Origin of the sequence: Limnohabitans sp. DM1, assembly GCF_001269385.1 — a bacterium.
Taxonomy (GTDB): Bacteria; Pseudomonadota; Gammaproteobacteria; order Burkholderiales; family Burkholderiaceae_C; genus Limnohabitans_A.
Map to the genome: position 1 here is coordinate 267,243 of NZ_CXOO01000014.1, position 18,654 is coordinate 285,896.

The following is an 18,654-nucleotide window of genomic DNA, read 5'->3' on the forward strand; positions in this document are numbered from 1 at the left end:
TTTTCTCAAACGGGTTGAAGGACCAGCGCCTGCTGCTGAAGCGACTCGGGCAAGGCCTGCGACAGGCGCAAAGCATTGAGCACCACCAGCAAGGAGCTGAGCGCCATGCCTAAGCCCGCAGCCCAGGCGGGCAGCCAGCCCGTCAAGGCCAGCGGCACACAAGCGGCGTTGTAGGCCGCCGACCACCACAGGTTTTGCCGCACGATGCGCATCGTCTGGCGGCTGCGCTGCACCGTGCTGACCAGCACCTCGAGTTGGCCACCCATCAATACAAAATCGGATTTGGACTGCGCCAGCGGCACGGCCTGGCCCAGCGCGAAGGACACATCGGCCCCGGCGAGCACCGGCCCATCGTTCAGGCCATCGCCCACCATGGCCACTTTGTGTCCCTGGGCCTGCAAGGCCTGCAGGGCATGCAATTTGTGCTGGGGGCTGCAGCCGCCTTGCGCATCGGCAATGCCCACAGCCTGCGCCACCTGGGCCACCGCAGCGGGGCCGTCGCCCGACAACACCTTCAGGGTCAAACCCATGTGTGCCAAGGCACGCACCACACCCGCCGCCTCGGGGCGCACTTGCTCAGCCAACTCAAAGCTGGCCAGCCAACCCGACGCATCGGCGAGACTCACCTGCAGGTGGTGCCCGGCGCGTGCCGGGGCCGCGCAAAAAGCGGCCGAGCCCAATCGCAAAGTTTGTGCGGCTTGGCCTGGCCGCGTCAACGCGCCTTGCACCCCCTGCCCTGCCAGCTCACTCACATCCTGCGCAGCCAGTGCCTCCAAGGCTTGCAAACGCCCGGTGGCTTCGGCGCGGCGCCGGGCCTCGGACCACAGAGCCCGTGAGACCGGGTGCAAGGAATGCCGCGCGAGACTGCCTGCCCAGTCCAGGGCCTGGGCCGCACTCACACCATCGCGGGTATGGATGCGGGCCACTTCAAAAGCATCGCGCGTGAGAGTGCCGGTCTTGTCAAAAATCACCGTGTCAATGAGCGCCAGGTTTTGCAGGGCACTCAAGCGCCGCACCAGCACACCACTGCGCGCCAACGCCCCGGCCGTGGCCAACATGGCGGCAGGCGTGGCCAGCGACAAAGCGCAAGGACAGGTCACGATCAGCACGGCCACCGCCACCATCACAGCGTGGGCGGGGTCGGTGGGCCACCAGTAAATGGCCGAAGCCAGCGAGGCCAGCATCACCGCCACCAAAAAGGGCTTGGCCCAGCGGTCCACCAGCTGCGCCATGGCGGGCTTGGAGACCGAGGCGCTCTCCATCAAGGCCACGATTTGCGCATAGCGCGTGGCCGCGCCAACCTGCTCGATCTGCACCTGCAGCGTGCCGCTCAGGTTGTGGCTGCCTGCAATCACGCGGTCACCCACGCGCCGCGCCAGCGGGCGCGATTCACCCGTGAGCAAGGCTTCGTCCACTTGGGTCTGGCCAGCCAGCACCAAGCCATCGCCTGCAAAAGCCTCGCCGGGCAATACCTCGATCACATCACCCACCTGCAAGCGGCGAATGGACATGAGCGCCCAGCTGCCATCGGCCTGGCGCTTGCGCACGCTGTCAGGCAGCCGGTTGAGCACGGCCTCCAGCGCCCCGGCCGTGCGGTCGCGCATGCGCAACTCCAGCCAGCGGCCCGTGAGCAAAAAGAACACGAACATGGTGAACGAGTCAAAAAACACCTCGGCACCGAACGCCCCCTGCGGCTCGAAAGTGCCCAGCGTGCTCACCACAAAAGTCGCGACCATGCCCAAGGCCACGGGCAAGTCCATGCTGATCTGGCGCTCACGCAGATCGCGCCAGGCGTTGTTCAAGAATGGCGTGCAGGAGAAAAACATCACCGGCAAAGACAACACCCACGACGCCCAGCGCAGCAGATGCATGGCTTCGTCCGAGATGTCACCCGGCTGCGTGAGGTACGTCGGTGTGGCGTACATCATGACTTGCATCATGCACATGGCCGCCACCGCCCAGCGCCAAACCATGCGCCGAGCCTCTTCGCGCCTGCGCGCATGGGCATGGGCATCGTTGGCGGGCAAGGCTTTGTAACCATGGCGCTCGACCGAGCGCATCCATTCAGAGGGGCGCGTGAGCTCAGGCGACCAGACGATCTGGCCTCGGTGGCTGGCACCGCTGATTTGCACCGACTGCACGCCGGGCACGGCCCGCAAAGCATCTTCCAAAGTGATGGCGCAGGCCGCGCAATGCATGCCCTCGAACACCACACTGGAGCGCCAGCAGCCCGACTCGGTTTTTTCGGGCTGGCTGAACGCCGCCCACTCCTCGGGTGCGTCGAGCAGTTCCAGCCGCTGCTGCGGGGCGTCGCGCTCGACAGATGACAACGCCAGTGCCACCGATTCCACCGCTGGATCGGGGGCAGATGTCAGGCCGGGCAAAACATTGACTTGGGTCATGTTTCGAAGATACGACAGCCCGCCCGATCAAAGCTTGATGTACATCAAGCGCGCCCGTTTGCCGCTCTTTTAAGCTGGGTTTTTGTCATTTTCAACAGGAGCACCTCATGTACAAACGCATCCTTGTGGCCACCGATGGCTCCACCTTGTCCAAAAAAGCGGTGGCCAGCGCCATCGAACTGGCCGCCACATGCGGCGCAGAGCTGATTGCCGTCAAGGTGGTGCCGCGCTACCCGCAGGCGTACTTTGAAGGCAGCATCCCCCTGTCGGGCGAAGAGATCTCGCGCGTGGAAGCCCAATGGACCGAAGCGGCTCGGGTTCAGTTGGCCACGGTCGAAAAGAACGCCAAAGCCAAAGCCGTCAGCACCAAAGCCATCACCGTCAAATCGGATGTGGTCTCGGACGCCATCATTGCGGCAGCCAAAAAGCACAAAGCCGACCTGATCGTCATGGCCTCGCACGGCCGCAAAGGCATCAAACGCCTGCTGCTGGGCAGCGAAACCCAACAAGTGCTGACGCACTCACACATCCCGGTGCTGGTGCTGCGCTGATGGGCACCTGAGGGTACGCCAGGCCGCGTGGTCCGTGCGCGGTGGCGATGCGGCGCAGCGAGTGGGCACGCCAGCTGATGGTCAAATGGATTCACAAAGAAGAAATTAACTAAAATGAATTCACTTCAACCCATCCCCTCGGCCCATGCGCACACTCTTCAGGCGACGCCTCAGCACCGACCGACCCAGTCCCAGCCACCCTTGCCCACTTTGGAAAAAGGCCTTGGGCATGGTTTTGCTCATCGCCTCAGGACTGGGCGCGGGCACAGCGCAAGCCCAGGCGCTGACCATCGAGAGCTGGCGCAAAGACGATCAGATTTTCTGGGACAAGGTTCTGATTCCGGCCTTTCAGCGTCGGCACCCTGAAATCAAGTTGCAATTCAAACCCGAGGAGCCACTGGCCTACGATTCGCGGCTGGAAGCACGGCTGTCCACCCGGCGCGCAGGCGACCTGATTTTTTGCAGACCCTTTGACGCCAGCGTGCGCATGCAGGCCAAGGGTTACCTGCTGCCCCTGAAGGAAGAGGCCCTCCGAAATTTCAACCCCCAGGCTCGCCGGGCCTGGACCACCGACGACGGCAGCACCACTTACTGCCTGCCTGTGGCCTATGTGATGCATGGCCTGTTCTACAACAAGAAAATCCTGCGCGACCTCCAACTCGATCCACCCAAGACCTGGGAACAGTTCTACCAATTGCTCAGCCAAGTGGCCGCCAAAAAGACGGTGACGCCGCTGGCGCTGGGCACCGCCGACATGTGGGAATCGACCCAAGTGGTGTTTACCGGATTAGGGCCCAACTTTTGGGAAGGTGAAAAGGCCCGGCAAGGGCTGATGGAGGGCACTGTCAAATTCACCGACCCGGGCTTTCTCAAGGCCTGGGACATGATGGCCCGGCTCAAGCCCTACATGCACCCCGAGCAAAACAGCATGTCCAACGGTGACATCCAGCTGCTGTTTGCCACGGGCAACGCAGCGGTCTACCCCTCAGGCTCCTGGGACATCGACTTTTTGCGCAGCACCAGCTTCGCTTACAAAAAACCCATCGATTTGGGTGTCTTCAAGCCCCCAGTTGAACAAGAAGGCCAGGCTTGCCACATCTCGGTGCACCCTGATTTCGGCATCGGGGTGAACAAAAACAGCCCGAACCAGGCTGCGGCGCTCAAGTTCATCGCTTGGCTGGGCACCGCCGATTTCGCCCAGTTGCTCACCGACACGCTGACCGGCTACTTTCCTTTGGCGGACCACCCGGTCCAATTCAACGACCCCTTGGGTCAGGAGATGATGAGTTGGCGGCGCAGCTGTCAGGACACGATCCGCCTGAACGCCCAGAAAATCAACCGCGTCTGGCCCTCTATGGAAGAGGAGCTTTGGTACGCCAACGTGAAAGTGATCAACCAGGACATCAGCCCGGAACAAGCGGCTCAGCACATCCAGAGCGTGCACGAGAAAAACGCTTACCTCAAATGATGCGCGCACTCAAATGGCCGCAAGATGCGGTCATTTGAGGCACGGTGTGTCTTGGGCGGGTGAAACCCTTCAGGCCGAAAACAGGTTTTTGTACTGATCTCGCAGCAGGTTCTTTTGCACCTTGCCCATGGTGTTACGCGGCAACTCGGGCACCACAAAGCAGCGCTTGGGGATCTTGAAGTTGGCCAGTTTGGCTTTGAGATCGGCCACGATGGCATCTGGCTTCAAGCTGGCTCCGGGTTTGGCAATGACCACCGCCACGCCCACCTCGCCAAAATCGGGATGGGACACCCCGATGACGGCACTTTCGGCCACGCCAGGCATCTCGTTGATGTAGCCCTCGATCTCGGCCGGGTACACGTTGTAGCCGCCGCTGATGATCAGGTCCTTGCTGCGGCCCACGATGGTCACGTAGCCGCGCTCGTCCACTTTGCCCACATCGCCAGTTTTAAAAAAGCCGTCCGTGGTGAACTCCTCGGCTGTTTTTTCAGGCATGCGCCAGTAGCCCTTGAACACATTGGGCCCTTGGACCTGAATGCCCCCAATCTCGCCCACGGGCATGTCTTGGCCATCGTCGCCACGCACGCGCAAAGACACGCCTGGTAAGGGAAAGCCCACCGTGCCACCGCGCCGCTCGGACTGGTTGGCATAACGCTTATCGGCCGTATAGGGGTTGGAGGTCAGCATGGCCGTCTCGCTCATGCCGTAGCGCTCCAAGATGGTGTGGCCTGTGCGCTCTTGCCATTCGGTGAAGGTCTCAATCAGCAAGGGGGCGGAGCCTGCGATGAACAAGCGCATCTGACGCACCGCCGCCTTGTCGAGGGAGGGCTCGGCCAGCATGCGCACATACAAAGTGGGCACGCCCATGAACACGGTCGCCTCTTTCATGCGGGCAATCACGCGCTTGGGGTCGAACTTGGCCATCCAGATCATCTTGCTGCCGTTGATCAGGGCGCCATGGATGGCCACAAACAAGCCGTGCACATGGAAGATGGGCAAGGCGTGGATCAACACGTCACCGCGGCCATCAGGCCCGCCCGTCGATGTCCAGCCCCAATAGTCCTTGAGCGTGAGCGCGTTGCTCAGCAAGTTGCCATGGGTGAGCATGGCCCCCTTGCTGCGGCCGGTGGTGCCGCTGGTGTAGAGGATCGCTGCCAAATCATCGGCCTGTCGCGACACAGGGGTGTGCTGGTCGCTGTGGTGCGCAGCGCGCTCCAGCAAACTGCCCGTGCGGTCGTCGTTCAGGGTGAACACATGCTGGGTGCCTGCCTTGAAAGCGATCTTGCTGACCCAGCCAAAATTGGCACCGCTGCACACCACCACGGCCGGCTCGGCGTTGCCAATGAAGTACTCGATCTCGGCACTTTGGTAGGCGGTGTTGAGCGGCAAAAACACGCAGCCTGCACGCAAGCAAGCCAGGTAAAGCACCATGGCTTCGACCGATTTTTCGACCTGCACGGCCACCCGGCTGCCGCATGGCAAATCCAGCGATTGCAGCAAGTTGGCCATCATGGCCGTGGCGCGGTCCAGGTCTTGCCAGCTGTAGCGCAGGCCTTCATCGGTCTCCACCGCCGTGGCTGTCAAGTCGGCCGGAAAAGCAGCCCGCAGGGCCGAAAACAGGTTGTTGTGGGTCATGGTTTCAAAATCGCAAGGTGTAAAAGGGCATGAACAAGGGCCCGATCACAGGCCCGTTGAACATCCAGTGCCGCAATCAGTCGAGCTTGGCCCCGGAGGCCTTGACCACTTGCGACCACTTGGTCAGCTCTTTCTTGATGAAGCCATCGAACTGGGTGGTGGTCAGGTTGGGGAATTCCGCCCCCTGGTTGGCCCAGACGGCTTTGGCCTCGTCGGTCTGGCAGGCGCGACGGATCTCTTCAATGGCGCGGGCTTGGGCGTCCGCTGGCGTGCCCTTGGGGGCCCACACGCCGTACCAGGTGGACACGGTGTAATCGGGTAAACCCAGCTCGGCCGAGCAAGGCACGTCCGGGAATGCCGCATTGCGCTTCGCACCCGAGACCATGAGGGCCTTGATGCGGCCGCCCTTGATGTGCGCCGCCGACGAGCCCAGGCCGTCGAACATCATGTCCACGTTGCCCGCGATCAGGTCTTGCAGGGCCGGGCCAGCACCCCGGTAAGGGATGTGGGTGATGAAGGTCTTGGTCTGCAGCTTGAACAACTCGCCGGCCAGATGGTGCGAGGTACCGCCCCCGGCAGAGCCGTAGTTCAGACGACCGGGGTTCTTTTTGACCATCTCCAGGAAGGCCTTGAAGTCGGCCGCCTGCACTTTTTTGGGATTGACCACCAGGACCTGTGGCACGTTGGCAACCAAAATCAAGGGGATCAGGTCGCGTTCCAGGTCGTAGTCCAGCTTGGGGTACATGCTGGGCGCGATCGTGTGGTGAACGGCACCCATGAACAGGTTGTAGCCATCGGGCGTCGATTTGGCGGCCACGCCAGCGCCCAAAGTGCCACCCGCTCCACCCCGGTTGTCAATGATGAGCTGCTTGCCGGTCAGCTTGGCAAATTGGGCCGACAGGGGCCGGGCGAAGGCATCGGTGCCGCCGCCTGCCGGAAAGGGCACCACCATGGTCACCGGTTTGGAAGGCCAGCTGCTTTGGGCCTGGGCCCACACAGGCAATGAGCCCGTCACGGCGGCCATGGCCTTCAAGAAATCGCGGCGTTGGCCCCAGGGGTTCAAGTTGTTCATGTCGTGTCTCCGGGTTTTGTTTGGAAGCGGCATCATAAAGTTTTTGCAAACACAGGCACGGGCCGGGGTGTCACGTCCGATCCCAGGCCCCACCAGCCCCTTCCCCCGTCAAGACGCCCCCTTCATGCCCTGCTCTCGCCCTGCCTGGCCCTTGGCCAAAGGCCCAAACCGCGCATCACAGTGCGGCCAGCAACTGCAAGGCGGTGGCAAAACCGGCACCCGGTTGGCAAACATCCAGATGCACCACGGCCAAGCCGCAGCGCTGGGCGCCCAACACGTTGCGCAACTGGTCGTCCACAAACACCGCATGATCGGCCCGCACCCCCAAGGCCTGCACACACGCCTGGTAAGCGCGTGGGTCGGGCTTGAGGATCTGGGTGTACGTGGCGTCCACGATCACGTCAAACTGCTGGAGCAAAGGCAAACGTTCGCGAAAATCAGCCCCATAAAACAGATCCAGCTCATTGGACAAAATGCCCAGCTTGTAGCCCAGCGCCTTGGCTTGGTGGATGGCCGCCACCGCTTCGGGCCGGATCACGGCCTGCACATCCGCCCCCCGAGCGCGCTGCACAAAGGTCTGCATCTCGGTCCAGTCTTCACCCAGCAAACGCCCGACCTCTCGGGTGCGTTGCATCCAGTAATCGCGTTCACTGATCTGATCGGCCTGCATGGCTTGCCACAGCGCATCGGTTTCAGGCGCAAACGGGCCTTGCCAGGTGAGCGTGCCGGCAGCCAGGCCCAAAGCCGCCTCACTCAAAGCATGGGTTTCAAACAAGGTGCGGCTGATGACACCACCAAAGTCCAGAATCAGGGCCTTGTCTTCGGGTCTCAGCGCATCAGACATGGTCAACTTTCTTGCCCGCAGCAGGGTCCACCAGCCCACGTGCCAGCCAATCGTCAAACACCTTCAGCACCTGCTGCACAAATGCCGCATCGTTGATGTGGGCGTCGATGCGCGAGACCTCGGCCGCGCCCCAATCGCATTGCGCCATTTCGTCCATCATCGCGGCCAGACCTTCTGGATCGTGCAGCGGTGCACCGGCCCGGTCCCACTCTTGTATGCCTTGCAGGGGCAGCACCAGATGCACCGGGCCTTGCGCCTGGCGCAAGCGGCTGGCCAACTCCCGAGCAAATTCACGGCGCATGTCGGCATCAATGCCCACCGAAGCGATCAGGCGGTTGTGGTCGTGCGAGGGTCGCCCGGCAAAGCGCTCGGGCATCTGGCCCCAGGCGGGGTAATCCACCAGATCGGTGGCCCCCGGGGCCACGATCATCGGCACGCCCTGTCGGCCTGCACCCATCAGGCGGTCGGGGCCAGCACTGACCACCGAGCCGCCCATCTGGTTGACCATCTCCTGCAGGCTGAAATCCATCACGCAGGCGAACTGCCCTTGGGCGGCCAGTGATTCAAACGCCCGGCCCCCCATGCCCGTGGTGTGGAACACCGCCAAATCAAACCCACGTTTGTCCAGTTCAGGCTGCAGTTGCACCATGTATTTCAGGCAACTCGAGCCCAAAGAGGTCATGCCCACCACCGGCCGGTCAAAGCGCGGCACCCGCGCCACGCGGCAGGCCCCGACCACCGCGCCTGCGGCTTGGGCCAGGGCCGACTGGCACAGGCTGTTGAGGCCGTACAGGCCGCCCGCCCACAGCACCATCATCAAATCGGGCGGCATGCGATCGGGCGGCAACAGGGGCGAAAACGCCACCGTGGACAGCACCACCTTGGGCACGCCCAGCGGCAAACTGCTGGCCACGTCCAGCGCCAAGTCGGTGCCCATGGTGCCGCCCAGCACCAGCAGGCCGTCCATGCGGCCCTCGCGCTGCAGTTGGACCGCCAGGGCCGATGCGCCTTGCGCCATCAGGGCCATGGCGCTGTTTTCGTCGCCACTGTCCATCACCTGCTGCAGCGTCACGCCCGCTGCTGCGGCCACATCGGTGTTGGCGATGTCCGGGACCACCCGGCCTTTGGCCAGCACGCCCACGTCCATGATCAGTGCCTGGCCGCCAGCGGCCTGCACCTGCTCGCGCATGAAGCCGATCTCGTCGCTCTTGGTGTCGACGGTGCCGACAATCAGAATGACCGGGCTCTTCATGCGCGGCCCTCCTGCACAGCGGCAAACGCGGCCTCGAGCACGTCGCACATCAAGTCCACCTGCTCGCGGGTGATGATCAGCGGCGGCGACAAAATCAGGTTGGGGCCGGAGATGCGCACCATCAGGCCGGCCTTGTAGGCGGCCTTGGCCACCCGCGCCGGGATGTCGCTGCTGCGGGTCATGGGCGTGCGTTTGGCCTTGTCGCTCACCATCTCGATGCCCAGCATCAGGCCCACACCACGCACATCGCCCACAAAGGCGCAGGTGTCCACCAGCTTGCGCAAGCGGGTCTGCAGGTGCGCACCCACGCGGGCGGCGTTGCCGGGGATGTCCAGCGCCTCGATCTGGTCGAGCGTGGCCAGCGCCGCAGCGGCTGCGATCGGGTGCGCGCTGTAGGTGTAGCCGTGCGAGACCGAGGCCGCGCCCGTGGTGTCGGCGTCAAACACCTCGGCAATGCGGCGGTTGATGGCCGTGGCCCCGAGCGGGATGTAACCCGAAGAAATACCCTTGGCCAGGCACCACATGTCGGCATTCACACCCCACAGGCGCGTGCCAAACAGCTCACCAGCGCGGCCAAAGCCGGTCACCACCTCGTCGGCAATCAAGAGCACACCGTACTTGTCGCAAATCTGGCGCACCAGCGGCCAGTAATTGGGCGGCGGCACGATCACGCCGCCCGCGCCCTGCACCGGCTCGGCAATGAAGGCCGCCACCGTGTCCGGCCCCTGGAACACGATTTCGCGCTCGAGCATTTCGGCGCAAATTTCGCCCAGGCGAATCGGGTCATCGGTGTAGGGGTTGTGGTACGCCCAAGGCGTGTCGACGTGAAAGCAGCCGGGCAGCAGTGGCTCGTAAGCGCGGCGGAAATTGGTGTTGCCGTTCACGCTCATGCCGCCAAAGTGCACGCCGTGGTAACCCTGGCGCAGGCTGATGAACTTGAAGCGGTCGGCCTGGCCTTTGAGCTTCCAGTACTGACGCGCCACTTTGAGCGCACCCTCCACCGCGTCCGATCCGCCGGTGGAAAACATCACCGTGGCCACGCCCTCAGGCTCCATCGTCTGCACCAGGCGTTTGGACAACTCGATCGCCCGCACATGGGTGGTGCCGCGGAACACGTTGTAGAACGGCAGCTCATCCATCTGCGCCACGATGGCGTCGCGCACAGGTTTGTTGCTGTGGCCCAGGTTGCAGGCCCACAGCCCCCCCACGCCGTCGAGCATCTTGTGGCCATCCACGTCCCAGATCCAGCAGCCCTCGCCTTTGGCGATGATGTCGGGTGTGGATTTTTTCATCTGCCCCGGGTGGGCCATGGGGTGCCACAGGTATTGGGCGTTGTCCGCCTTGAGTTGGGAGTGGTTCATGTCATTTACTTTCAAAAATCAAAGCTGAATCCAGGCCGTTTTCAGGTCCAGGTATTTGTCCAGGGCATGCATCGACTTGTCGTGCCCATTGCCCGACTGCCGCACGCCGCCCAGCGGCACGGTGATGTCGGGGCCGCCATAGGTGTTGACGTGCACCAGCCCGGCCTTGATGGCGCGCACCATGCGATGGGCACGAGACAGACTGCCGGTCCACACCCCTGCTGCCAAGCCGTATTCGGTGCCGTTGGCCAGGCGCACAGCATGGGCCTCATCGTCAAACGGCATGACGGCCAGCACCGGGCCAAAGACCTCCTGCCGGGCGATTTCCATCTCGGGCTGAACGCCATCGAGCACGGCAGGGCTCATGTATTGGCCACCGGGCACAGGCGCAATCACCTGACCACCCGTGCGCAGACGCGCGCCCTGCTCTAAAGCACGGGCCAGCATGCTCTGGTTGCGGGCCAGCTGGCGAGCGCTGCTGACGGCACCGATGTCGGTCGTCACATCGAGCGGGTCACCCACGCGCAAGCTGGAAGCGATGTTCTGCAGGCGATCCACAAATTCATCGTGTACCGAGCGCTGCACCAAAAGGCGCGAGCCCGCCACACACACCTGCCCGCTGTTGCGGAAGATGCCCATGGCCGAGACCTTGGCCGCCTGTGCCAGATCGGGCGCATCCTCGAACACCACATTGGGCGACTTGCCACCCAGCTCCAGGTACACCCGTTTCAGGTTGGACTCGGCCGAAGCCTTGAGCAACAGGCGTCCCACCGGGCCCGAGCCGGTGAAAGTCAAGATGTCCACATCCATGTGCCGCGCCAGCGCCTCACCCGCCTCTGCGCCTGTGCCGGTGACCACATTGAGCACCCCCGGCGGCAATCCTGCGTCCAAACACAGCTGTGCCAGGCGCAGCAAAGACAGCGAGGCGTCTTCGGACGGTTTGAGCACCACCGAGTTGCCTGCCGCAAGCGCTGGGGCGATCTTCCAGGCGCCAATCATGAGTGGAAAGTTCCAGGGCACGATGGCCCCGACCACGCCGACCGCCTCCTTGTGGATCAAGCCCAGCGTGCCTTCTGGCGTGGGGGCGATCTCGCCGTTGATCTTGTCCACACACTCGGCGTAGTAGCGGAAGGTGCCCGCCGCGCTGCCCGGCTCGGCCTTCCAGGCCATGGCGATCTCGGTGCCGTTGTCGCGCACGCCCAGCACCGCCAGTTCGGCATGGTTAGCCTCGATGCGGTCAGCAATGCGGTGCAGAATTTTCTTGCGCTCTGCAGGCGCCATGCGCGACCACACGCCCTGCTCAAAACTGCGGCGGGCCGCCTGCACCGCGCGGTCGACGTCCACAGCCCCGGCAGCGGCGATGCTGCAAAGCGTCTGCCCGTCGATAGGCGAGACCACGGGCAAGGTCTGGCCAGATGCTGCAGGCTGCCACTGTCCTTCGATCAGCAGACCTTGGTGGGCAATGGGCAAGTGACGCAGTGCGTCGATGTGTTCTTGTTTCATGGGTGACCTTTGTACTTCAGGAAAGGATGTCTTTGAGCAATTGGTTGCTGCCCAAGGGACGCCAGTGTGCCGTGGCCCAGCCCACAACCCCGACCAAAGCGGGCAACAAGGCCAGCAACCAGCCCAGGGGGCTCAGTCCCCATGCTGTAGCGGCGGGGTCTACCCCCGTCATCACCAAGCCGGTCAGCAAGCCAAAGCGCGACAACAGCAAATACAAACCCAGGCTCAACAGCACGGCCGAGGCCAAGGGAGCCATGGTGCTGACCCAGGCCCCCACCTTCTCGTGCGAGCGTCTGAAATAGGCCCAAACGCCCAACGAGACCAAGACCTCGATCATCAAAATCGCGACCACCGCCACGCCACTGCACCAAGCGAACAGCTGAACAATGGGATCCAAGCCGGATACGGCAAAGGCCACCATGACCAAGGCCGTGAGCACGCTGACCCAAGCCGACGCCTTGAACGGCGCACCTTGGCGATTGACCTGGGCCAGCGAAGCAGGCAATGCACCACCGCGAGACAATGCAAACAAGTAGCGCGCCGCCGAATTTTGAAACGCCAGCAATCCGGCAAACAAGCTGGTGATGACCAAAAGCGCCATCGCACTGGCCATCCAAGGACCGACGAACTCATTGGCCAGGGACAACAACACCGCTGCGGGGTCGGCCAAGGCCTGACCATTCACTGTGGAGCGCTTGACCACCTCATCCACCACTTGGGAGGCACCCAGACCGGTGACGATGGCAAACGAGGTCAACGCGAAAAACACCGTGATCAAGGCAACGGCCCAGTAAGTGGCGCGAGGCACCGTGGTTTTGGGGTCAGTCGACTCTTCACCGTAAATGGCCGTGGCTTCGAAACCAATGAACGAGGCCAAGGCAAAAGCCAAAGATACCCCCGCCGAGCCAGACAACCCGCCTGACAACACATTTTCAGGCGCAAAAGCCGCGGCCCAAGACAAGCCCTCCGGGCCACCGTGCAACAAAATGGCCACAGCGGTGACGAGCAGACAGGCCATCTCCATGAGCAGCAGGACGCCCAACAAGCGGGCACCCACCTCGACTTGGCGCATGGACAAAATCGTCACCAAGCACCAGGCCAAGCCTGACCAGCCCCACCAAGGCAGCACCCCCCACTGCATGGCCAAGAGTCCACCCCAAAACCCATAAATGGCCAACTGAATGGCAGCGTAGGCCAACACCGACACCATGGCAGCCCCCAGGCCAACCGGCAATCCCAAGCCGCTGCCGATGTAGGCAAAAAATGCCCCCGAATTGGTCACGCGACGGCTCATGGCGCAGTAACCCACACTGAACAACAGCAAGGTCAAGCCCACCAGCAAATACGATCCGGGCACACCAGCGCCATTGCCCAACACCATGGCCATGGGCGCAGCGCCGGTCATTCCCAAAAGAGGGGCTGCAGCTGCGACGACAAAAAACACAATGGACGCCACACCAAGTTGGTTGCGTTGAAGCTGGTGATCAGACATGCGTCACCTCATTGAGGAACATGAAGGACGATGCCATCAAGGGCTGGCGATGCGATCAGCTGGCAGCTCAAGCGGCTGCCGCTTTGGCGCGGTGAGCTGACGATGTCGAGCATGGCGTTCTCCACCTCGCCCATGGGGGGGCACAGGGCCAACCAAGCATCATCAACGACCACATGGCAGGTGGCGCAAGACAAACAACCGCCGCATTCGCCATCGATGCCGGCAATGCCATTCATCTGGGCCGCATCCATCAGGTTGGTGCTTTCATTGACATCGTCGCAAACGCGTTCGCCATTGGGCAAAATCCAGTGCACTGTAGGCATGGTGAGATCTCTTTCAAAGTTTAAAACAAGGGGCAAGACTTTGCTCCTCGTGAAAAATGGGTGGTCGCGTTCAAGTCCCCTCACAGGGCCACGCCGCTGGCAGCTTGAGGCACCCAGTCCTTCAAGTTCTGGTCCTGATGGGCCAACCACTCGGCAGGAGGATATTGGCCGGTTTCCAACCATTTCTTGCCCAAGGCATAGGCCACAGGGGCTTGCCACGCATCGACCGCAACCAACCGAGGCCCTTGGTAAGACCAAATGCTGCGCCCCTGCGCACCCTCTTGGCGCTCCACCCAACGGTCAGCGGTTTGCCACAAACCGGCAATTTGCAAACGCCCACCGTATTGGTCGGACCAAAACCAGGGCACTAAAGGCAGTGGTTCAGGTCGGGCCATCAATGCCGCAGCCACCAGGGCGGCTTGGTGATTGGCGTTGCCTACCGACTCGATGCGGATCGATTGGTCCCGGTGTCTGGCCACATCCCCCACGGCCCAAATCGCGGGGTCTTGGGTTTGGCACTGGGCATTGACCACAATGCCATTGCCCACCTCCAAACCACAGGCTTTGGCCAAATCGTCACGGGGTACCGCACCAATACCGGCCAACACCAAGTCGGCCTGAAGATCGCACAACTCGCCCTCGGCGGTTTGGATGCGTACGCTGCTGATTTTTTGCCCTTCGCGCTGCAGCGCCACGACCTGGGCGCCTTCAAACAGCTGCACCCCATGGGATTGGTGCAGCTGACGCAGCAGCTGACTGGTGGCCTGCGGCGCCACGCGCTGCAAAATGCGCGGCGCTTGCTCCACGATGCACACCCCACACCCCAAGGCCCTGGCCGTGGCTGCCACTTCCAGACCGATGTAGCCGCCGCCGACGATGACCAGATGGCCACTGGACAGCAACGCAGCGCGCAAGGCCTGCGCGTCCTCCACATCGCGCAACACATGAACACCGTCGACCAGGCCTAAAGCGTCACCGCCTTTGACTGGATCGGTCCATGCTCGGGGTGCCGCGCCAGTGGCCAAAATGAGTGCGTCATAGGCCATGACCTCAGGGGCCGATGTCGATTGCAAATGCACACGACGTGCCGCACGATCTATGCCCGTGACCCTGGCAGACGTGTAACAGGTCACCCGGTTGCTCTCGTACCAAGGCTCAGGGCGCAAGCTCAGCGATGCCCCCTCCAGCAAGGCTTTTTTCGACAGAGGTGGTCGGTGGTAAGGCGAGCCATTTTCGGCAGAAATGAGCACCAACTGCCCGGCAAAGCCTTGACTGCGCAACTGCGCCAACACACCCACACCGGCATGCCCGCCTCCGACCACCACCACCGTGGCGTCGGGTCCCAAGGCCTCCCAGTCTTGCATGTGCTGTCCTTCAGATGAAACGGATGTAGTAATCCCGCAGCGCATCGCCTTCCAGGCCTGCGGTGCGTTCAATTTCGTGGCGCTTGATCCCCACATGGTTGTCCACCAAGCCTTGGCCCAGCGCCTGACTCAAGACGGTGTCAGCTTGGAGCGCATCCAGGGCACCCGACAAGGATTCGGACACGCTTTCGGTGGCGTCTTTGTTTTCCAAACAGTCACCTGTCTCGGCTGGCTGCAGTGGGTAGCCATTGACCATACCCAGACGTGCCGCCTGCAAGACCGCTGCGGTGTGGGTGTAGGGGTTGGCGGCGGCGTCGCCCATGCGGTGCTCAATGCGTGCGCCCGGACCGCTTTCAGCCGACAGGCGCACGGTGACGCCCCGGTGGTCCACCGCCCAGTTTTGCCAGAAGCCCGAGAGGCTGGCCGGTTGCAGGCGTTTGTATGAATTGGCGCTGGGTGCCAGCAGGCCCGCCAGCGCTTGGTGGTGGTGCATCAGCCCGGCAGTGCAGCCCAATGTGAGCGCGTTGAACTGGCTGGCGTCATGGCCGCCCGAAATCACGTTGTGGCCTTGACCATCGCGCAGGCTGAAGTTGATGTGCACCCCGCTGCCCCCCACTGTGAGGATGGGCTTGGGCATGAAGGTCAGCACGATGCCGTGCTGGAAAGCGACTTCGCGTGCCAGCAGGCGAAACAAAAAGATGTCGTCCACCGCCTTCACGGCGCGGTCATAGGTGAGTGTGAACTCGAACTGCGGCGCGTCGTATTCGGTGTTCATGCTGTCGATGCGAAAGCCCGCGGCCGTGGCTTTTTCCCACAGGGCGTCGGTGAAGCCCCTCGGGTCGGAGAATGGACCGGTTGAATACACATGGGCCGCAGGCGTGTCGTAGGGTTTGAGCGAGCCGTCGGGCTCGATCTGGAAGGCAAAGGCTTCGAGCTCAATGCCCACCATCGGCTCGTAGCCCATGGCCTGCCAGTCGGCCACGGCGCGCTTCAAGGCACTGCGCCCGCACATGGGCAGGGGCGTGCCATCGTTGGCTTTGAGGTCGCCAATGGCCACTTGGGTGAACGGCTGCCAGCCCGGGCGGATGTCTTCGGCGGTGTAGGCCGCCTCCATATCGGGCAGGCCTTCCATGACCATCGCGCCTGGGGCCGGGATCAGCTCTTTTTCGTAAGTGACGCCAAAGGTGCCGCGGCAAAAACGGGCACCGCCGCCCTGACCGGGTTTGAGCGTGACGTATTTGCCCCGCGCAATGGCCAGGTGGTCGCAATACAGCACCCGCAGGCGCTCATGTGCAGCAGAAGTCATGGTTTTTTTCCTTCAGATGAGGTGCATGCGCACCGGCAGGCGTTTGATGCCACTAACAAAATTCGAGCGTAAAAAAGCGTGTTCGCCCGTCTGCTCAATGCGGTCCACCCGCTTGATCAGCTCCTGCAGCAAAACGCGCAACTCCAGCCGCGCCAGCCACATGCCCAGACAGGCATGCGCACCACCCTGCCCGAACGACAGGTGGCGGTTCACGCCCCGGTTCAGGTTGACCGTGAACGGCCGGTCAAAAGCGCGCTCATCGCGGTTGCCCGAGATGAACCAGAGCAACACCTTGTCGCCCGCCCTGACCTGCTTGCCGTGGTACTCGAAGTCCTCGGTCGCGGTGCGGCGAAAGTGCGTGGCGGGTGAGGCCCAGCGGATGAACTCGTCGGCCACGCCCTCCCAGGCGACCTCGCCCTGCACCGCCTTGAGCTGCGCCATCAGGCCGGGCTGGTTGGCCAGCGCGTGCAAGGCTGCTGCGATCGAATAGCGCGTGGTGTCGTTGCCCGCCGCCACCAGCAGGCAAAAGAAGTTGCGAAACTCGGTGTCGCTGATCACATTGCCCTGGGCGTCAGGCTGGGTGATCAGGTGCAGCACGCCACTGGTGTCGCCCGCTGCGCGCTTGCGTTCCATCATCTGGGCCGCGTAGTCGAACAGGTCGGCCCCGGCGGGCGAGCGAAACGGCATGAAGCGGTAGGCCTCGGTGTCCATCTTGTCGACCACATGGCTGGTGAAATCGCTGTCGGTGTTGGCCATGAGCGCGTCGCCCTTGTCCACCAGCCAGTCCAGGTCCTCCTCGGGCAGGCCCGCGATGCGCCCGAGCATGCGCATCGGCAGCTGGCGGGCGATCTGGTGCGTGGCGTCAAACTCGCCCAGCGCCAGGGCCTGGTCGAGGATGCCCACACAGAGTTCACGGATCTGGTCTTCGTACAGCGCCATCATGGGCTTGGAAAAAGCCTTGGCCACCAGCATGCGGGTGCGGGTGTGCTCAGGCGGGTCGGTTTCCTGAAAGGTGCGCCGGGCCATGTACTCCTCGTGCGACTGGTCTTCCATTCGGATGCCCTGCGCCGAAGACAGGCGCTGGTGGTTGCGGTTGAGCTCCAGGATGTCGGCATGCCGCGTGACCGACCAAAAGCCTTTGCCATCGGCCCAGTTACACCAGGCCATAGGGTCTTCATCGCGCAGACGCTTGAAGGTGTTGTGCGGCGCGCCATTCACGTAGCTGTCGTGGTCCGACAGGTCGGCATGGCCATCGTCGCTAGGGTTCCAAACCGTCATAACTTTCTTTCAAAACAGGCTTCAAAAAACTGCACCATCCATTGCCCAAACAAGGGCGCATCGGCGGCATTGGCCAGGCTGGTGTGGGCACGGGTGATCGTGTCGGCATCGAGCTTGTCGTCCAGGTAGCCCAGCAAAGCCTGCATGAACACCCGTGGCATCTCGGGATGGAATTGGGTGGTCCAGATGTGCTGGCCGATCTGCATCGAACCGATGGGGCAAAAGTCACTGCCACCCAAACACACCGCGCCTTCGGGCATGCGGGTGACTTGCTCATTGTGCGCAGCCATCAAGGTGGTGGTGGCTTGGCCGGGCTGCATCCACTCTGCCGTGGTGGTCCAGTGCGTGGGCGCTGTGCCCAAGCCCCAGCCCGCGCTGTGACGCGCCACCTCGCCGCCCAAGGCTTTGGCCACCGCCTGGTGGCCGAAACACAAGCCGATCAGGGGTTTCTGTTCGGCGTCCAACTGGCGAATGAATTGGAGCAAGGGGGCCATCCAAGGCAAGCTGGCATCATTGACCGAAGCTGGACTGCCGGTCATGACATAGCCGTCATAGGCTTGTGCAGGAAAGACGCCGTCCTTGACAGGAACCACGTCAAACTGCCAGTGGGGGCGCAAGGGTTGCAGCAACTGAACCACTTTTTGCCCATCGTTGGGAAAATCCTTGGCAAATGCCGACGTGTCGTCATTGGTCAGCAAGACAGCCAGTCGCGGGGTCAATTGGTTTTTTTCAGGCATGGCCTCATGCTAAGCAAAAGGCTCTCATCTTGGTATCAACTTTGAGCATCAATCCACCCGGGGTTT

Annotated in this window: 15 protein-coding genes; 2 read left to right on the top strand and 13 right to left on the bottom strand. The window is 62.6% G+C overall.

All coding sequences use genetic code 11. The annotated features are described in order from the left end of the window. Nucleotides 1-5 precede the first annotated feature (5 nt). Nucleotides 6-2,402, bottom strand: a complete 2,397-nt coding sequence (locus AMM33_RS06030) for a heavy metal translocating P-type ATPase (RefSeq protein ID WP_090139508.1) — start codon at nucleotides 2,400-2,402, stop codon at nucleotides 6-8. Nucleotides 2,403-2,509: 107 nt separating this feature from the next. Here AMM33_RS06030 and AMM33_RS06035 point away from each other — a divergent pair, with 107 nt between their 5' ends. Both AMM33_RS06035 and AMM33_RS06040 read left to right on the top strand, forming a co-directional pair. Beyond that, complete coding sequence (locus AMM33_RS06035; RefSeq protein WP_090139510.1) at nucleotides 2,510-2,953, top strand: universal stress protein; 444 nt, start codon at nucleotides 2,510-2,512, stop codon at nucleotides 2,951-2,953. A gap of 145 nt (nucleotides 2,954-3,098) precedes the next feature. Then, entirely contained in the window at nucleotides 3,099-4,421 is a 1,323-nt protein-coding gene (locus tag AMM33_RS06040) for an ABC transporter substrate-binding protein (protein WP_228767973.1), read from the top strand. Nucleotides 4,422-4,490: 69 nt separating this feature from the next. Here AMM33_RS06040 and AMM33_RS06045 read toward each other — a convergent pair whose 3' ends face one another. The 12 genes from AMM33_RS06045 to AMM33_RS06100 all read right to left on the bottom strand — a co-directional run bounded on the left by AMM33_RS06045 (nucleotide 4,491) and on the right by AMM33_RS06100 (nucleotide 18,588). Then, the gene (locus tag AMM33_RS06045; protein ID WP_090139512.1) at nucleotides 4,491-6,056 is read right to left on the bottom strand and encodes a malonate--CoA ligase; all 1,566 of its coding nucleotides are present in this window, start codon (nucleotides 6,054-6,056) and stop codon (nucleotides 4,491-4,493) included. Nucleotides 6,057-6,132: 76 nt separating this feature from the next. After that, nucleotides 6,133-7,128, bottom strand: a complete 996-nt coding sequence (locus AMM33_RS06050) for a Bug family tripartite tricarboxylate transporter substrate binding protein (RefSeq protein ID WP_090139514.1) — start codon at nucleotides 7,126-7,128, stop codon at nucleotides 6,133-6,135. Between the two features lie 175 nt (nucleotides 7,129-7,303). Continuing rightward, the gene (locus AMM33_RS06055; RefSeq protein WP_090139516.1) at nucleotides 7,304-7,972 is read right to left on the bottom strand and encodes an HAD-IA family hydrolase; all 669 of its coding nucleotides are present in this window, start codon (nucleotides 7,970-7,972) and stop codon (nucleotides 7,304-7,306) included. Beyond that, complete coding sequence (locus AMM33_RS06060; RefSeq protein ID WP_090139517.1) at nucleotides 7,965-9,224, bottom strand: Tm-1-like ATP-binding domain-containing protein; 1,260 nt, start codon at nucleotides 9,222-9,224, stop codon at nucleotides 7,965-7,967. The genes AMM33_RS06055 and AMM33_RS06060 overlap by 8 nt, the downstream gene beginning before the upstream one ends. Next, a complete protein-coding gene (locus tag AMM33_RS06065) occupies nucleotides 9,221-10,585 on the bottom strand; it encodes an aminotransferase class III-fold pyridoxal phosphate-dependent enzyme (protein WP_090139520.1) in 1,365 nt (454 codons plus the stop codon). Before AMM33_RS06065 ends, AMM33_RS06060 begins: the two co-directional genes overlap by 4 nt. Before the next feature lie 18 nt (nucleotides 10,586-10,603). Next, nucleotides 10,604-12,088, bottom strand: a complete 1,485-nt coding sequence (locus AMM33_RS06070) for an aldehyde dehydrogenase (protein WP_090139522.1) — start codon at nucleotides 12,086-12,088, stop codon at nucleotides 10,604-10,606. Between the two features lie 16 nt (nucleotides 12,089-12,104). Then, on the bottom strand, nucleotides 12,105-13,580 hold the full coding sequence (locus AMM33_RS06075) for an APC family permease (RefSeq protein WP_090139524.1): 1,476 nt from the start codon (nucleotides 13,578-13,580) through the stop codon (nucleotides 12,105-12,107). An 8-nt stretch (nucleotides 13,581-13,588) separates the two neighbouring features. Further along, nucleotides 13,589-13,903 (bottom strand): 2Fe-2S iron-sulfur cluster-binding protein, encoded by a 315-nt coding sequence (locus AMM33_RS06080; RefSeq protein WP_090139525.1) that lies wholly within the window; start codon nucleotides 13,901-13,903, stop codon nucleotides 13,589-13,591. 80 nt (nucleotides 13,904-13,983) lie between these two features. After that, nucleotides 13,984-15,267: an NAD(P)/FAD-dependent oxidoreductase gene (locus tag AMM33_RS06085; RefSeq protein ID WP_194945264.1), complete on the bottom strand. Its 1,284-nt coding sequence runs from the start codon at nucleotides 15,265-15,267 to the stop codon at nucleotides 13,984-13,986. 10 nt (nucleotides 15,268-15,277) lie between these two features. Further along, nucleotides 15,278-16,573, bottom strand: a complete 1,296-nt coding sequence (locus tag AMM33_RS06090) for a type I glutamate--ammonia ligase (RefSeq protein ID WP_090139528.1) — start codon at nucleotides 16,571-16,573, stop codon at nucleotides 15,278-15,280. A 12-nt stretch (nucleotides 16,574-16,585) separates the two neighbouring features. Beyond that, on the bottom strand, nucleotides 16,586-17,851 hold the full coding sequence (locus AMM33_RS06095) for a cytochrome P450 (RefSeq protein WP_090139530.1): 1,266 nt from the start codon (nucleotides 17,849-17,851) through the stop codon (nucleotides 16,586-16,588). Further along, a complete protein-coding gene (locus tag AMM33_RS06100) occupies nucleotides 17,848-18,588 on the bottom strand; it encodes a type 1 glutamine amidotransferase (protein WP_090139532.1) in 741 nt (246 codons plus the stop codon). Before AMM33_RS06100 ends, AMM33_RS06095 begins: the two co-directional genes overlap by 4 nt. Between the last annotated feature and the right edge of the window lie 66 nt (nucleotides 18,589-18,654).

Coding starts and splice junctions, on each gene's coding strand:
- AMM33_RS06030 (WP_090139508.1), bottom strand. CDS start 2,402: ATGACCCAAGTCAATGTTTTGCCCGGCCTGACATCTGCCCCCGATCCA.
- AMM33_RS06035 (WP_090139510.1), top strand. CDS start 2,510: ATGTACAAACGCATCCTTGTGGCCACCGATGGCTCCACCTTGTCCAAA.
- AMM33_RS06040 (WP_228767973.1), top strand. CDS start 3,099: ATGCGCACACTCTTCAGGCGACGCCTCAGCACCGACCGACCCAGTCCC.
- AMM33_RS06045 (WP_090139512.1), bottom strand. CDS start 6,056: ATGACCCACAACAACCTGTTTTCGGCCCTGCGGGCTGCTTTTCCGGCC.
- AMM33_RS06050 (WP_090139514.1), bottom strand. CDS start 7,128: ATGAACAACTTGAACCCCTGGGGCCAACGCCGCGATTTCTTGAAGGCC.
- AMM33_RS06055 (WP_090139516.1), bottom strand. CDS start 7,972: ATGTCTGATGCGCTGAGACCCGAAGACAAGGCCCTGATTCTGGACTTT.
- AMM33_RS06060 (WP_090139517.1), bottom strand. CDS start 9,224: ATGAAGAGCCCGGTCATTCTGATTGTCGGCACCGTCGACACCAAGAGC.
- AMM33_RS06065 (WP_090139520.1), bottom strand. CDS start 10,585: ATGAACCACTCCCAACTCAAGGCGGACAACGCCCAATACCTGTGGCAC.
- AMM33_RS06070 (WP_090139522.1), bottom strand. CDS start 12,088: ATGAAACAAGAACACATCGACGCACTGCGTCACTTGCCCATTGCCCAC.
- AMM33_RS06075 (WP_090139524.1), bottom strand. CDS start 13,580: ATGTCTGATCACCAGCTTCAACGCAACCAACTTGGTGTGGCGTCCATT.
- AMM33_RS06080 (WP_090139525.1), bottom strand. CDS start 13,903: ATGCCTACAGTGCACTGGATTTTGCCCAATGGCGAACGCGTTTGCGAC.
- AMM33_RS06085 (WP_194945264.1), bottom strand. CDS start 15,267: ATGCAAGACTGGGAGGCCTTGGGACCCGACGCCACGGTGGTGGTGGTC.
- AMM33_RS06090 (WP_090139528.1), bottom strand. CDS start 16,573: ATGACTTCTGCTGCACATGAGCGCCTGCGGGTGCTGTATTGCGACCAC.
- AMM33_RS06095 (WP_090139530.1), bottom strand. CDS start 17,851: ATGACGGTTTGGAACCCTAGCGACGATGGCCATGCCGACCTGTCGGAC.
- AMM33_RS06100 (WP_090139532.1), bottom strand. CDS start 18,588: ATGCCTGAAAAAAACCAATTGACCCCGCGACTGGCTGTCTTGCTGACC.